This window comes from Labrenzia sp. OB1 (assembly GCF_001624695.1).
In the GTDB taxonomy this organism is placed as follows: Bacteria; Pseudomonadota; Alphaproteobacteria; order Rhizobiales; family Stappiaceae; genus Roseibium.
Genome location: NZ_JSEP01000005.1, coordinates 128,546 through 143,110 on the forward strand (window position 1 = coordinate 128,546; position 14,565 = coordinate 143,110).

Below are 14,565 nucleotides of genomic sequence, written 5' to 3' on the forward strand. Positions count from 1 at the left end.
ACATGATCGGCTATTCCGGTATCTGGCCTGTCGCTCCGACGCCCTTTCACGATGACGGTTCAATCGACGAGGAGGGAATGCGCCGCGTTCTCGACTGCCTGATCGACCAGGGCGCCGACGGCATCTGCATTCTCGCCAATTTTTCCGAACAGTTCCTGATCTCCGATGCGGAGCGGGAGCTTCTGACACGGCTGTCTCTGGAGCATGTGGCCGGCCGCGTTCCGGTGATTGTCACGATCAGCCATTTCGCCACCCGGATCGCCGTCGAGCGTGCACGTCTTGCCAGGGATCTGGGCGCTGCCATCGTGATGATGATGCCGCCCTATCACGGGACTCTTTTGAAGGGCAACGCCAACCAGACCTTTGAACAGTTCCGGGCCGTTGGCGACGTCGGCATCCCGATCATGATCCAGGATGCGCCGCTTTCCGGTGTCGATCTGCCGGTGCCTTTGCTGGTACGTATGGCGCGCGAGATCGAGATGGTGAAACTGTTCAAAATCGAATGCCCTCAAGCGGCCAACAAGCTGCGTGCGCTGATCGCCCAAGGTGGAGACTTCATCGAAGGGCCGTTCGATGGCGAAGAAGGGATCACCCTGCTCGCCGATCTTGATGCGGGCGCGCGCGGATCGATGACATCCGGCATGATCGTCGACCGGATCAAGCCGGTGATCGAACTTTACCATGCCGGGCGGACGAAAGAGGCGGCCGATGCCTATGCGCGGGTCCTGCCGGCCATCAACCACGAGAACCGGCAATGCGGCTGGCGCTCCTGCAAGGCCGCCATGGTGGAGGGCGGTGTTATCCGTTCGGAATTCTGCCGGCACCCGATCGAGCCGCTTCAGCCTGCCATCCGGGATCGGCTGCTGAACCTGCTCCGGCCGCTCGATCCGCTGGTGCTGCGTTGGGGCCGATAGCCGTCATGGCGACGGATCTTGACGGGTAAATGGTTCAAACAGAAGAGACAGTGCGATTTGACCCTCCGCAAGCGGGATTGTTCCGGTTCAATGGATAGAGCAAAGTGGATGCGCCGAAGACTGAGCGGATCGACTGATATGCACGGAACCTTTGACATGGCGATCCTGTCTCGCCTGCGGTTCAAACAACTCGCCCTTGTGGCCAGCCTGGAAGTGACCACGAATCTTCACGAATCCGCGCGCGAACTGAACCTGTCGCAACCGGGAGCGACCAAGCTGCTGAAGGAGGTCGAGGAAACGCTGGGCGTGACCCTGTTCGAGCGCCAGTCCCGGGGCATGAAAGCAACAGCCTATGGCGTCGTCGTTGCCAGGCACGCCCGCCAGATTATTTCCGAAACCGGGCGCCTGAAGGCGCAACTGTCCGCCATGCAGAGGGGCGAATACGGGAAGGTGCGGCTCGGGGCCATCATGGAGGCCTTGCCCGGGCAGGTTTCCAAGCTGCTCACGAACCTGATGGAATCGAGTTCCGGGCCGCAGATCAGCCTCACGGTTTCAACGTCCGACAACCTGATTGCCGGGCTCAACGAAGGGGCGCTCGACTTCGCGCTGGGCCGTCCCGTAGAGCATCTCGACATGAGCGGCATCCGGTTCGAACCGCTCTGGCAGGAGAAACTGGCCGTCGTCGCCGCACCCGGCCATCCACTGGTGAAGATGGACCGACTCGACCTGAAGGACCTCGACGGCTTCAGCTGGATCCTGCAGCCGCGTCCCAGTCCCATGCGGATGTCCATCGACCTGGCGTTTGCCCGCGCCGACCTGCCCGCACCGCATTACAGTCTGGAAACATCGTCGATGCTGATGACGACCGTCGCGGTCGGCGAGAGCGACCTGCTGGCCGTCCTGCCGCAATCGGTCGCCACCTATTATTCGAACAGCGGGCTGATCCGTATCCTGCCGGTGCAACTGGAGGAGCACATGAGCCGCTATGGGCTTCTCATCCCGAACAAGGATGAATTCGGTCCCGAAGTCGAGGCGCTGGTGTCTCTGGTGCGGTCACTGTTTTAGGCGCAAAGGCCTGGCGGAGGCTGACCTCGTCAGCGCCCTCTTTACTCCCGGCGGGGTTCGGTCAAGACATTCAAATCGCGCGTCGACTCCACCCACGGCATGGACAGCCGTTTCCGGACCGCCGGGGATAGGAAACCGTTATTTCGGACGACGGTTTGGAAGGGTTGCTCAAGCCGCGCTTCCGGGGTCGGTACCGCATGGCGGCCGCCCGCGTCCCTGGGGGCTGGCTTGCATCGAGCATCGAATTCGCTCAATAAATAGTCCACTTCAAGATCCGATTGCCGGTCGTGCGTCGTTTCATTTCAAGGACTTCACAGCTCAAGGCGGGACATTTCATGTTTGATGATATCGGCATGTTGGCCAGGGAGGCGACAGAGTGGCGTCGGCACCTGCACGAAAATCCGGAACTGCAATTCGTTGAAACCGATACGGCGGCCTATGTGGCGGACAAGTTGCGGAGCTTCGGCCTGGAACCGGAAACGGGTCTCGGTGGCACGGGCGTGGTTGCCGTTATCGAAGGCAATGGCCTGGCCGGCAAATCCATCGGCCTGCGCTGTGAACTGGATGCGCTGCCCATCGAGGAACAGACAAATGTTTCCTATTCCTCGAGGCGCTCCGGTGTCATGCATGCCTGCGGTCATGACGGCCATATGGCCATGCTGCTGGGCGCGGCGAAAAAGCTTGCCGCCGACCGGGAATTCCCTGGCCGGATCGTCCTCATCTTCCAGCCGGCGGAGGAATTCGGCGGGGGTGGTGAAAAAATGATCGCCGACGGCCTGTTCGACAGGTTTGACTGCGACGAAGTTTACGGCATTCACAACATGCCGGGGATCGAATCGGGCAAGGTTGCCGGTGTTTCGGGTGCGGTCATGGCTGCAGCCCGGGCCTGGGATCTGAAAATCGAAGGCAAGGGCGCGCATGCGGGCTGGCCGCACACGGGTATCGACAGCATCGCCGTCGCGATGGATTTTGTGAGCGCATGCAATGCGATCGTCGCGCGTGAAACCGATCCTATCGCGGCCGTCGTCATTTCGACGACCCAGATCCACGCGGGCAACAACTACAATGTTATTCCGCAGTCGGTTCATGTCGGCGGCACCATCCGTACCTTGTCCGACGCCGCCATGGCCGATGTGATTGCGCGCATGCAACGCGTGGCGAGGGGCGTTGCGATCACAAAGGGCTGCGAGGTGACTTTCGACGTTCAGAGCGGATACCCGGTGACTGTCAACCACGGCTCGCAGCTTGCCGGAGCGCTCGCGGCGGTGCAGTCGGCTTTCGGGAACGAAGCCGTGGAGACGGAATGCGATCCAAAGATGGGTACGGAGGATTTCTCCTACATGCTGAACGAGAAACCGGGCGCTTATCTGTTTCTCGGCTCGGGCGATGTGGCGCCGCTGCACAATCCCTCCTACGATTTTCCCGACGGGATCATAGAACGCGGAATCGGGGTCTGGATGACTGTTGCGAAGGCGCGCACCGCCGCCTGAGCATCTACACTATCGACGTTTCAACGAAGCCGGGCCTTGCCCGGCTTTTTCTTTAGGCATGCCTAAAAGGTAATCTTGACATGTCTAAGATTCTTATTGAACATGTTTAGACACAGAGAAAGACATTTTCATGTACGATCGCAATTCCCCTTTCACATCGAGGCAATCGGTTCTCGAGCCCAAGCAGAAAACCGAATTTGCCGAGGAGCGGCTCTCCCAGGCGATCTTGTGGTGTGAACTCACGCCCGGTTCGACGGCTACGGAAGTGGAGCTTGCAGAACGGTTCGGCCTCGGGCGTGCGGCGACCCGCGCGGCGCTTGCCAAGCTTTCAGCCTTCGGTCTCATGCAGTCGATTCCACGCCTCGGGTGGAGAGTTCTGCCGATGAGCGGAGCGCTGATCGGGCAGGTGATTTCGGCCCGCCGGCTCGCGGAGCCGGCACTGGCCGAAGCCGTGTTGACGGCCGGCGCTCTTGGCCAGGCCGCGAACCTCGCCAACATGATCTCCATCATCGGCGATCAGTGCGATGAAGGATCGCTTTCCACCCGGCGCGGATATGAGCGCGACTTGCTCGACCTCGCCTGTCAGGGCGTCAATCCGATCGTGGCCAATTTTCTTGCCAGCCTCTGGGATCAGTCGGACCGGATCGTGCGGTTCCTCGAGATCGGCGGCGCCAAGCCGATGGGGTCAATCGACGCGGAAGCCCTCGTGGATGCGCTTGTTGCGGGGGAGAGGGCGCTGGCCGAAACGGTGCTCATGGAACATCTCGACAGATTTCAGAGCTTCGCCAGTGCAGGACTGCTCAACGATGGCAGCGAGCTGGTGTTGGACGGAGGAAACTCGAAGCGGCAGGCGGCATCGGGAAAAAAACAAGAAGAAACAAAAAAGCCTGCAGACGGACCTATTCGCGTTTCCTCACGCGACGGGTCATCCAGTAGGGGAACATAATCATGAACGCGTTCAGAAAAACGGCGCACCGCATTGCGCCACTTATACTTTCGGTCGGACTGATCTTCACGGCTCCGGCGGCCGGATTTGCGAAGGACCTGCTGACGGTCAATCTGGTGAACGAACCGGCGACCCTCGATCCGCATCAGCAATGGAATCCGGACAGCTACTACGTTTACAGAAATATCTTCGACAACATGCTGACCCGCGACAATGCGGGTGAAATCGTGCCGCAGATCGCAACGGGCTGGAGCCAGGACAGCGATACGGAGATCACTTTCGATCTGCGCGAAGACATTGTCTTTCACGACGGAGAAAAGCTTACGGCCGAAGATGTCGTCTACTCCATCGAGCGCATCACCGATCCGGATTTCGCCAGCCCTCAGCTCGGCCAGTTCAACAAGATCATCAAGGCTGAAGCGCTTGGCGACTTCAAGGTCAAACTGACCACCGACGGTCCCTATCCGGCGCTGCTGGCACAGCTCATCAAGCTGTCCATCGTTCCCGAGCACGTCGCCTCTTCGGTGACGTCGGAAGAGTTCAATGCCGCGCCGGTCGGCAGCGGTCCCTACAAGTTCGTCAAATGGGACCGCGGCGTGGAAGTGACCGTGGAAAAGAACGACGGCTACTGGGGCGACAAGGGGCCATTTGAAACCGTCTCCTTCAAGGGGGTGCCGGATGCGTCCACCCGCATGGCGAACCTGCAGGCCGGCACCGCCGATCTGGTGGTCACGCTCAACGCGGACCTTGCCCAGCAGCTTGAATCCAGTGGCCGCGGCGTTGTGAAAAACGTGAACACCGAACGCGTCGCCTATTTCGCCATGAACAGCACCAAGGCTCCGCTCGACGACATGGAGCTTCGTAAGGCAATCGGCTACGCCATCGATCGTGAAGGCATCGTCGAAGGCTTGCTGGGCGGTTATCCGAAAGTGGTGGACCAGATGTTGTCTCCGGCCCATTTCGGTTGGAAGGACGGCATGACCGGCTTCACCTACGACCCTGAAAAGGCCAAAGAGATTATTGCGGGCCTTGGCGACGACGCGAAGGTCGAGATGGCTCTGGCAACCTCGCCGGTTTTCGACCAGCGCGTCGTGCAGGCCATCCAGCAGATGCTGACCGAAGTCGGCCTGAATGCGTCCATCGAGATCGTGGACATGGCCACCTGGCTGAAGGATCAGCAGACAAGCAACGATCAGGCGCCGTTGCTGACTTTCTCGCGCTGGTCCTGCGCGTGCCAGGATCCCGACGGCATCATGTATCCGCTGTTGCATTCGTCGTCCGCATGGTCGCGGTTCTCGGATCCGAAGATCGACGCATTGCTCGATGCCGCGCGCGGCGAGCTGGATCTGGAAAAGCGTGCTGCGCTCTATGCGGAAATCAACGGGCTTGCCGTGGAAAAGGCCGCCATCCTGCCACTCTATCAGGCCGCAATCATCTACGGCGCGTCGGACAAGCTGGAATGGCAGCCGACCTCCAACGAGAGCATGTTCCTGAACCGCATGGGCTGGTCCGAATAACCCTTCAAGGCCGGCAACTTCATGCCGGCCGCTCCCCCTTTTGCCGCGCGTCCCGTGCGGCGGACTTCACGCAAGGAGACTCTGAATGTCTTTTTTGAAATTTCTCAAGGCAGCCGCTGTCGTCTCGGCGATGCTGGCCACGGCTTCCGCGGCGCTGGCCAAGGACGAGCTGGTGGTCGATCTGGTGAACGAGCCGGCGACCCTTGATCCGCATATGCAGTGGAATCCGGATAGCTACTACGTCTATCGCAACATCTTCGACAACCTCGTCACCCGCGACAATGACGGCGAGATCGTGCCACAGGTTGCCGAAAGCTGGAAACAGATCTCGGACACCGAGCTGCAACTGGATATCCGTGGCGGGATCACGTTTCACGACGGGGAGCCTCTTACGGCTGACGACGTTGTCTATTCGGTCAAGCGGATCACCGATCCGGACTTCTCCAGTCCGCAGCTCGGTCAGTTCAATTCCATCGCCGACGCTAAGAAAATTGACGACAACACGGTTGTCCTGACCACGAAGGAGCCTTACCCGGCCCTTCTCGCCCAACTGGTGAAACTGTCCATCGTGCCCGAGCACGTTGCCGGCAAGCTCGGCAAGGAAGGCTTTAACGAAGCTCCGGTCGGTTCCGGCCCCTACAAGTTCGATGGCTGGGATCGCGGCGTTCAGGTTACCCTGAGCAAGAACGACGCCTATTGGGGCGACAAGGGGCCCTTTGAGACCGTGGTCTTCAAGGCCGTGCCGGATGCTTCCACCCGGGTTGCGAACCTGCGCGCCGGTACCGCCGATCTGGTGGTTTCGCTCAACAGCGACCTTGCCATGCAATTCGAGGGCGCCAGCGGGGTCAAGGTATTGTCCGCGCCGACCGAACGTGTCGGCTTCATGGGCATGAACACGCTTGTGCCACCGCTCAACGATCCGGAAATCCGCCGTGCCGCTGCGATGGCAATCGACCGCGAAGGCATTGTCGAAGGCATTCTGCAAGGGGGCGAAAGTGTTGCCAGCCAGATGGCAACCTCCGCGCATTTCGGTTTCGTGGACGGCGCGGAGCCCATTCCCTTTGACCTTGAAAAGGCCAGAGCGATCGTTGAGGAAAAAGGCGATGCGGCCAAGGTGCCGATGAAATTCGCGACCTCGCCGGTCTACGACCAGCGCATTGTCCAGGCCATCCAACAGATGCTGAATGAAGCCGGGTTCGACGTCGAAATTTCGATGACCGACATGGCGACCTTTCTGAAGGCCGCCCAGAACCCGGACCAGACAGGCCGCCCTCAGCTCAGCTTCGGCAGGTGGTCCTGCGCCTGCCAGGATGTCGACGGGGTACAGTATCCACTCCTGCACTCGTCCTCCAACTGGTCGCGCGTCAACGACCCTGAACTGGACACGCTGCTGGAAACCGGCCGGGCGACGCTTGATGAGGAAGCCCGTCTGGAAGCTTATTCCAAGGTCCAGAAGATCGTGGCGGACAACACCTACATTTTGCCACTCTATCAGGCGGCTGCGCTTTACGGTGCCAATGATGCGCTCGTCTGGCAGCCGACCGCGAACGAAAGCCTCTTCCTCAACCGGATGAGCTGGCAGAACTGAGCAAGACGCAATGACAAGCTTCCTCCTGCGCCGTCTGGGTCAGTCGCTCGTCGCGCTCTTCGGTGTCATGACGCTGGTGTTCTTCATCCAGCGTCTGACCGGAGATCCGACATATCTGCTCGTGCCCGAAACGGCGACGCAGGAGGACATCGAAGCCATGCGCCATGCGCTGGGCCTCGATCGGCCACTGTTCGTTCAGTATGTGGACTTCTTCCGGGATACGCTGAGTTTGGATTTCGGAAAATCCTTCATTCAGAATGTCCCTGTCACCACGATCATCGCGTCGCGGCTTCCCTATACGCTGGAGCTTGCCGCCGGAGCCCTGCTGGTCGCGGTCGTCATCGGTGTGCCCCTCGGGCTTTTGCTGGCGCTTGCGCAGAAGAAATTCTGGACCAACGGGCTTATGGGAATTGTGCTGGCGGCACAAAGCATGCCGACGTTCTGGAGCGGCATTCTCATGATCCTTCTCTTCGGCGTCTCGCTTGGCTGGCTGCCGCCGTCAGGCTCGGGATCGTTCGCCCATCTCATCATGCCCTCCATAGCACTGGGCCTACTGTCCATGGCGACATACGCCCGCATCATGCGCAGTTCGGTCCTGGATGAACTGTCGAAAGACTACATCCGTTCCGCAAGGGCGCGCGGCGTGAAGACCCGCAGGCTGGTGATCCGGCACCTGCTTCGCAACTCTGCCATTCCGGTTATCTCCATCACCGCGCTGGAAATCTCCCAGCTTCTCGCCGGTGCCGTGATCGTGGAAACGGTGTTTGCCTGGCCCGGGCTGGGTCTGTTGACAGTCCAGTCCGTGGTCTCGCGTGACTTCGTTGTCGTTCAGGGCGTCGTCCTGCTTGGTGCCCTTGTGACGATCCTGATGAATTTTCTTGCCGATATTCTCTACAGTTTCGTGGATCCCAGGATCCGTCTGGACGGAACCGGCGGATGACAAGAGCCCTCCAAAGCCTGCGCATGGTGTTCTTTCCCGCGGACGGCAAGGGGATACCCGTAGGCGTGTTCGTGATCATCGTCGCGTTCATGGTTCTGGTCGCTGGCCTGGCGCCCCTGCTTGCACCGGTCGATCCGAACACCCAGAACCTGATGGGACGTTTGAAACCACCGGGAACAGTCGCCCGGGGAACGTTGTTCGTACTCGGCTCGGACGAGCTCGGCCGCGATCTGCTCTCCCGGCTGATGTATGGCGCGCGCGTATCCCTGTCGGTCGCCTTTCTGTCCGTCCTGCTTTCCGGGCTGGTGGGAACGGTGCTCGGGATGGTTGCCGGTTACAAGCGCGGCTGGGTCGAGACGGTGATCATGCGCGTCGTGGACATCTTCCTGTCGATCCCGGCAATCCTGCTTGCGATCATAACGGTTGCGGTCCTCGGACCGGGATTCGTCAACGTCATCCTGGTGCTGGCGCTGACCCGCTGGCCACGCTATGCGCGTGTTGCCTACGGTCAGACCCTGTCCGTTGCGAATATGCCCTATGTCCGTCTTTCGACGGCCATGGGAGCCAGTTGGGTCCGCATTCTTGCCCTGCATATCTTCCCGAACATCATCGCCGCCCTTTCGGTCGTTGCCACGCTGGAATTCGGCCTGATGGTTCTCTTCGAAGCAGGCCTGTCTTTCCTGGGACTGGGTGTCCAGCCGCCCACTGCAAGCTGGGGGGCGATGCTGAGCGTGGGGCGCAACTATGTCTCCAACGCCTGGTGGATCGCCACTTTTCCAGGAATCTGTCTCTTCCTTCTCGTGCTGTCGGTCAATCTCATCGGCGACCGTCTCAGCGACTATCTCAATCCCAAGTCACGGTAGTTTATCATGGAATTCGGTACTCAGTTTCAGGGACAAGGTGTTGTCGTCACCGGTGCCCTCGGCCTGTTCGGCCGCGGCATCGCCAAGGCGTTCGCGGCGGCCGGTGCGAAGGTCTGCGTTACGGACATGGACCAGGCCGCGCTGGAGGAACTGGTCACGGAACTCGGCGCGGAGGGAAGTTTCGCGCGGGCATGCGAACTGACTTCGGCCGATGACATGGACAATCTCGTCGCGGTCGTCGGCGACGCCTGGGGCGCCCCTGACATCCTGATCAACAACGCCGGCATCTATCCGAGCGGTTTTCTGCTCGACATGGACACCAGCGACTGGGACCGGATCATGGACGTCAACCTGCGGGCACCGTTTCATCTTTCGCGCGGCTTCGCCCTGCAGATGATCAATGCCGGCAAGACCGGCAGTTTCGTCAATATCTCTTCCGGTGCGGCCCGCAAGATGCGCCGGACCGTCGTGCCCTATTGCGTTTCCAAGACAGCGCTTGACCGGTTGACCAAGGGCTTCGCGGTCGAGCTTGCGGAGTTCGGCATCCGCGTGAATGCGCTCGAGCCGGGATTTGCGGCAGGAAGCAGCGTCAGCGCTCTTTCGGAGGAACACGTGAGCCGGGCAATCAGGGGCATACCCCTCGGGCGGTCGACCAGCATGGACGATATCGGGCCGGCGGTTCTTTATCTTTCTTCACGGGAAGCCTCCTATGTGACCGGGACGACGCTCTCCGTCGACGGTGGCAATTCCGCCGGCACGCTAGATGTATTCCAGGACAAGAAGACACCGCTATGAGCAGCTTGAAACCCGCAGCCCCGTATCCCTGGCCGGAGGGAAAGGCCTCCGCATTCTGCTTCAGCGTCGATGTCGATGCCCATTCGCCCTGGATGTGGAACAACCGGGACAATCCACCCGCACTGCTGTCCCATCTCGAACAACGCCATTTCGGTCCGAGGGTCGGGCTAGCACGGCTTGCCCGACTGCTGGAGTCGGTCGGCATCAAGGGGAGTTTTTTCGTGCCGGGCGCGGTTGCCGAGGCGCATCCCTGGATGCTGCCGGAACTGGTGGACGCCGGCCACGAGGTGGGGCTTCACGGATATTTCCACGAGCTGGTCCAGCAGGTCAGCGATGCGGAATTCTCGCGCATGCTCGAGGCCTCCATAGCCCTGTTCGAAAAGCAGGTCGGGAAAAAACCGGCGGGGTTCCGCTCGCCTGCCTGGGAGATGACGCCTCACATGGTCGCGGAGGTCAAGCGCCACGGCTTCTACGACAGTTCACTCATGGGTTTCGATACGCCCTATTGCGTGGACGGGCTCACCGAGGTGCCGGTCAACTGGGCGACGGACGATGCCATCTTCTTCAAGTTCCTTGGCGGGCCGGGCGTGGATGGCTGGCCGCCGGTGGGGACCGATGCGGTGCTTTCCGCCTGGCGGGAGGAACTGACGGCAAGCCGCAAGTTCGGCACGCTGTTCATACTCACCGTGCACGACTGGATCTCCGGACGTGGTGCGCGCACGCTGATGCTGGAAAAGCTTCTCGGCAGTGTACTGTCCGACACCGGTATCTGGGTCGCGACAGTTGGTGAAGTCGCGGCGCATTATGAAGCGGTGACGCCCGGACGGGATGCCGTTTCGCCGGAGATACCGGAGACCCTCTTCAACCATCCGGCCTGGAAAGGCGCCTGATGCAGACCTGGAATGTTCACAAGCAGCAGCTTGTCTCGCAGAAAGGCATCGTCGCGGCCCAGCACTTCGAAGCGGCACAAGCCGGTGCCGCCGTTCTGGATGCCGGCGGCAATGCCATGGATGCGGCCGTTGTCACTGCGCTCGTGCTCTCGGTGCTCGAGCCCTGGTTGAGCGGCGTCGGCGGCGGTGGCCTGCTTCTTTGGGCCGACGGGAAGGGGCAGGCTGTCGATACGCTGGATTTCAATGTCCGCGCCAGCCGCAACATGAACCGTGACCAGTATCCGCTGAGCGGCGGGCTCGATGGCGACTGGTTCGACTGGCCCGCTGTGGAGGACGACCGGAACCTGATCGGCTATTCCTCCATCTGCGTGCCCGGCGCAATCGCGGGCTTTGCCGAAGCGCTGGAGAAATACGGCACGATCAGCTGGGCCGAGGCGCTTGCGCCGGCTATCGAGTTTGCCGAACGCGGCATGATCGTCGACTGGTTCACCAGTTTATGTCTTGCCATCGATCTGTCGGGCCTGTCCCGATTTCCTGCCACGGCAGACCTGTTCCTGGACAATGGCAAACCACGCAAGGTCGGGCTGGGGGAGCAGGAAGCCTTTCTGCCGATGCGCACCAAGGCAAGGATGCTTCGCCGCCTCGCGCAGGCGGGAGCGAGGGATTTCTACGAAGGCGGCATTGCCAGGAGCCTTGTCGAGGACCTGCAGGCGGGTGGATCGGTCATCGATGCGCAGGACCTTGCCGGCTACCGGCCGCGCTGGTCGCACTCCAGATCCGCGCCTTACCGGGAAACGACGGTGCATGTCGTTCCGGGCCTGTGCGGGGGAGCCAGTCTCCTCAAAACGATGGGGCTGCTTGAAGATGTTCTGCCGGGGCTTGAGGTGAACAGCGCGGAAGCGGCGTCTGCCTACGCCAGAGCGATCCGAACGACCTATGAAGACCGCCTGCAGACCATGGGTCATGCAGGAAACCGGGAAGACTGCACCAGTCATGTCTCGGTGGTCGACAAGGACGGCAACATGGTGTCTCTCACCAACACGCTCCTGTCCCGCTTCGGCTCCAAGGTTCTCCTGCCGCAAAGCGGCATTCTGATGAACAACGGCATGATGTGGTTCGACCCACGTGACGGGGTGCCGAACGCCATCGCGCCATCGGCGCAGCCGCTTGCGAACATGTCGCCGGCCATCCTGCATCGGGAAGGCAAGCCCTGGCTGGCGATCGGCGCGGCCGGGGGGCGGCAGATATTCCCCGCGCTGGCTCAGCTCATTTCCTATCTGGTGGACGGGGGGCTCACGCTGGACGAAGCTTTCCATGCGCCGCGGCTTGACGGCAGCGGGCCGACGATTGTGATCGACCGGACAGCGGAGCCGGACGTCGCGGCGGCCGTCGCCGAACACTATCCTGTGCGGATTACCAGCAATACGCTGCATCCGGTATGCTTCGCCATTCCTTCCGCGGTGCTGAACGACCGCAGCTCCGGCGAGCGATTTGGCATGGTTCATCCGGTGAATCCCTGGACGGGCGCCGCTGCAGGAGGGGCCGATGGCTGACGCAAGCGCTGACGTCACCTTGAGGATTTCCGGCTTGAAAGTCTCCGTCGGTTCCTCTCGGGTTGTCGACGGGGTGAATATCGACATTGGAAAAGGCGAAATCGTCGCCCTTGTGGGAGAGAGCGGGTCCGGCAAGAGCCTGACGGCGCTGTCCGCCATGGGACTGCTGTCCGGGCGCGTCGTCCAGAGCGGAGGCGATATTCTTTTGAACGGCGAGCGGATCGATCCGCTGGATGAGCAGGAGATGAGCCGTCTTCGCGGGACGCGCATTTCAATGATTTTCCAGGAGCCGATTGCGTCTCTCAACCCGCTTCTGAGCGTCGGGGAACAGGTTGCAGAGAGCCTGTTCGTGCATGGGCGGGCGGGGAGGCGCGAGGCCTGGTCGCAGGCTGTGCAGATGCTTGCGGATGTCGGCATTCCGGAACCGGAAAAACGTGCCCGGCAGTTTGCCTGGGAATTGTCCGGCGGCATGTGCCAAAGGGTAATGATCGCCTCCGCGCTGATCGCCGAACCGGATCTGCTGATCGCGGATGAGCCGACGACGGCCCTCGACGTCACGGTTCAGGCGCAGATACTCGACCTGATGCGCCGCCTGCGCGACAAGACGGGCACCTCGATCCTCTTCATTACCCACGACATGGGTGTGGTGGCGTCGATCGCCGACCGCGTCTGCGTCATGTACGGTGGAAGGGTTGTCGAGCAGGCGGAGGTGCACCAGCTCTTCCAGGCACCGAAGCACCCCTACACGAAACTTCTCCTGACTACGATTCCGAAAATTTCCGACACACCCAAGGCGGAACTCTATTCCATCAAGGGGACGGTTCCCGATATCAATGCCTTTCCCAAAGGATGCCGATTCCGCACCCGGTGTCCGCTTGCCGACGATGTCTGCCTGCTTCCACCCGAACTCGAAGCGGCCACCGGGGCACAGGGCGGGCTGGTCGCCTGCTGGCATTCGGACATGACGGAGACGCTGCAATGAGTGACGGGCAGCGTGAACCGGAGCCGTCGCCACGCCCGGTGCTTCTCCAGGTCGATGCCCTGAAGGTTCATTTCCCGTCGGGCAGGAAAAGCCTGTTCGGCGCGGACCAGGTCGTGAAAGCGGTCGACGGGGTTTCCTTCCTGGTACACGAAGGCGAGGCGGTGGCGATTGTGGGCGAATCCGGATGCGGGAAATCGACGACCGGCAATGCCATCCTGGGCCTCGCGCCGGTCACCGAAGGCCAGGTCTCGTTCCGGGGACGCGATATCGCCGATCTCGGACCGGACGAGCGTGCAAGCATGTGGCGCAATCTTCAGGTGATTTTTCAGGACCCTGTAGCCGCCCTCAACCCGAAGCGGACAATCGGCCAGTCGATCGCCGAGCCGCTTGCGATCAACAAGGTGCCGAGGACGCAGCAGAACGAGCGCGTTGCGACGCTTCTGGACCTTGTCGGCCTCAATCCGGGTCAGAGAGACCGCTTCCCGAACGAGCTTTCCGGCGGCCAGCGCCAGCGTGTGGTCATTGCCCGTGCGCTCGCGCTGGAACCGGACCTGATCATCTGCGACGAACCGGTTTCTGCGCTTGATGTTTCAATCCAGTCGCAGATCCTGAATCTCCTGATGAAACTGCAGAGGGATCTGGGTCTTGCGTATCTTTTCATTTCGCATGACCTGTCCGTGGTCCGGCATATCGCCGACCGGGTTATCGTGATGTATCTGGGTCATATCGTTGAACAGGGGCCGGCCGATGTCCTCTTCAGGGCGCCTCGTCATCCCTATACGGAAGCCTTGCTGTCGGCGATTCCCTTGCCGGATCCGATTCTGGAGAGGGCAAAGAAGCGGGTGCTGCTGGAAGGGGATCTTCCCAGCCCTGTGAACCCGCCGAAAGGCTGTCCCTTCGTCACGAGATGTCCAATTCGCGAGGCGCGTTGCGCCGATGAGAAACCGGGCCTGCAGCAAGATGAACATGGCCGGGAGGCTGCCTGTTTCCTGAGGTAGATCTCGGGCCGCTCCGGTCGCCTC

13 protein-coding genes are annotated in these 14,565 nt (G+C 61.1%); all 13 read left to right on the forward strand.

Features of this window, described 5'->3' with window-relative positions; translation table 11 throughout:
- Window positions 1-2 precede the first annotated feature (2 nt).
- The 13 genes from OA90_RS08635 (at window position 3) to OA90_RS08695 (ending at window position 14,541) form a co-directional block, all read left to right on the forward strand.
- The gene (locus OA90_RS08635; protein WP_068409473.1) at window positions 3-914 is read left to right on the forward strand and encodes a dihydrodipicolinate synthase family protein; all 912 of its coding nucleotides are present in this window, start codon (window positions 3-5) and stop codon (window positions 912-914) included.
- A gap of 138 nt (window positions 915-1,052) precedes the next feature.
- A complete protein-coding gene (locus tag OA90_RS08640; protein WP_208986041.1) occupies window positions 1,053-1,979 on the forward strand; it encodes a LysR family transcriptional regulator in 927 nt (308 codons plus the stop codon).
- Between the two features lie 335 nt (window positions 1,980-2,314).
- A complete protein-coding gene (locus OA90_RS08645) occupies window positions 2,315-3,469 on the forward strand; it encodes an amidohydrolase (RefSeq protein WP_068409821.1) in 1,155 nt (384 codons plus the stop codon).
- 130 nt (window positions 3,470-3,599) lie between these two features.
- Window positions 3,600-4,415, forward strand: a complete 816-nt coding sequence (locus OA90_RS08650; protein ID WP_068409477.1) for a GntR family transcriptional regulator — start codon at window positions 3,600-3,602, stop codon at window positions 4,413-4,415.
- A 2-nt stretch (window positions 4,416-4,417) separates the two neighbouring features.
- Complete coding sequence (locus OA90_RS08655) at window positions 4,418-5,932, forward strand: ABC transporter substrate-binding protein (protein ID WP_068409479.1); 1,515 nt, start codon at window positions 4,418-4,420, stop codon at window positions 5,930-5,932.
- A gap of 85 nt (window positions 5,933-6,017) precedes the next feature.
- Window positions 6,018-7,520: an ABC transporter substrate-binding protein gene (locus OA90_RS08660; protein WP_068409481.1), complete on the forward strand. Its 1,503-nt coding sequence runs from the start codon at window positions 6,018-6,020 to the stop codon at window positions 7,518-7,520.
- 10 nt (window positions 7,521-7,530) lie between these two features.
- The gene (locus OA90_RS08665) at window positions 7,531-8,460 is read left to right on the forward strand and encodes an ABC transporter permease (RefSeq protein ID WP_068409483.1); all 930 of its coding nucleotides are present in this window, start codon (window positions 7,531-7,533) and stop codon (window positions 8,458-8,460) included.
- Complete coding sequence (locus OA90_RS08670) at window positions 8,457-9,323, forward strand: ABC transporter permease (protein ID WP_082836922.1); 867 nt, start codon at window positions 8,457-8,459, stop codon at window positions 9,321-9,323. Before OA90_RS08665 ends, OA90_RS08670 begins: the two co-directional genes overlap by 4 nt.
- A gap of 6 nt (window positions 9,324-9,329) precedes the next feature.
- Window positions 9,330-10,118 (forward strand): glucose 1-dehydrogenase, encoded by a 789-nt coding sequence (locus tag OA90_RS08675; RefSeq protein WP_199823647.1) that lies wholly within the window; start codon window positions 9,330-9,332, stop codon window positions 10,116-10,118.
- Window positions 10,115-11,008 (forward strand): polysaccharide deacetylase family protein, encoded by an 894-nt coding sequence (locus OA90_RS08680; protein WP_068409487.1) that lies wholly within the window; start codon window positions 10,115-10,117, stop codon window positions 11,006-11,008. The genes OA90_RS08675 and OA90_RS08680 overlap by 4 nt, the downstream gene beginning before the upstream one ends.
- A complete protein-coding gene (locus OA90_RS08685) occupies window positions 11,008-12,561 on the forward strand; it encodes a gamma-glutamyltransferase (protein WP_199823648.1) in 1,554 nt (517 codons plus the stop codon). The genes OA90_RS08680 and OA90_RS08685 overlap by 1 nt, the downstream gene beginning before the upstream one ends.
- Entirely contained in the window at window positions 12,554-13,543 is a 990-nt protein-coding gene (locus tag OA90_RS08690) for an ABC transporter ATP-binding protein (protein ID WP_068409491.1), read from the forward strand. Before OA90_RS08685 ends, OA90_RS08690 begins: the two co-directional genes overlap by 8 nt.
- Window positions 13,540-14,541: an oligopeptide/dipeptide ABC transporter ATP-binding protein gene (locus tag OA90_RS08695; RefSeq protein ID WP_068409493.1), complete on the forward strand. Its 1,002-nt coding sequence runs from the start codon at window positions 13,540-13,542 to the stop codon at window positions 14,539-14,541. Before OA90_RS08690 ends, OA90_RS08695 begins: the two co-directional genes overlap by 4 nt.
- Window positions 14,542-14,565: the final 24 nt, after the last annotated feature.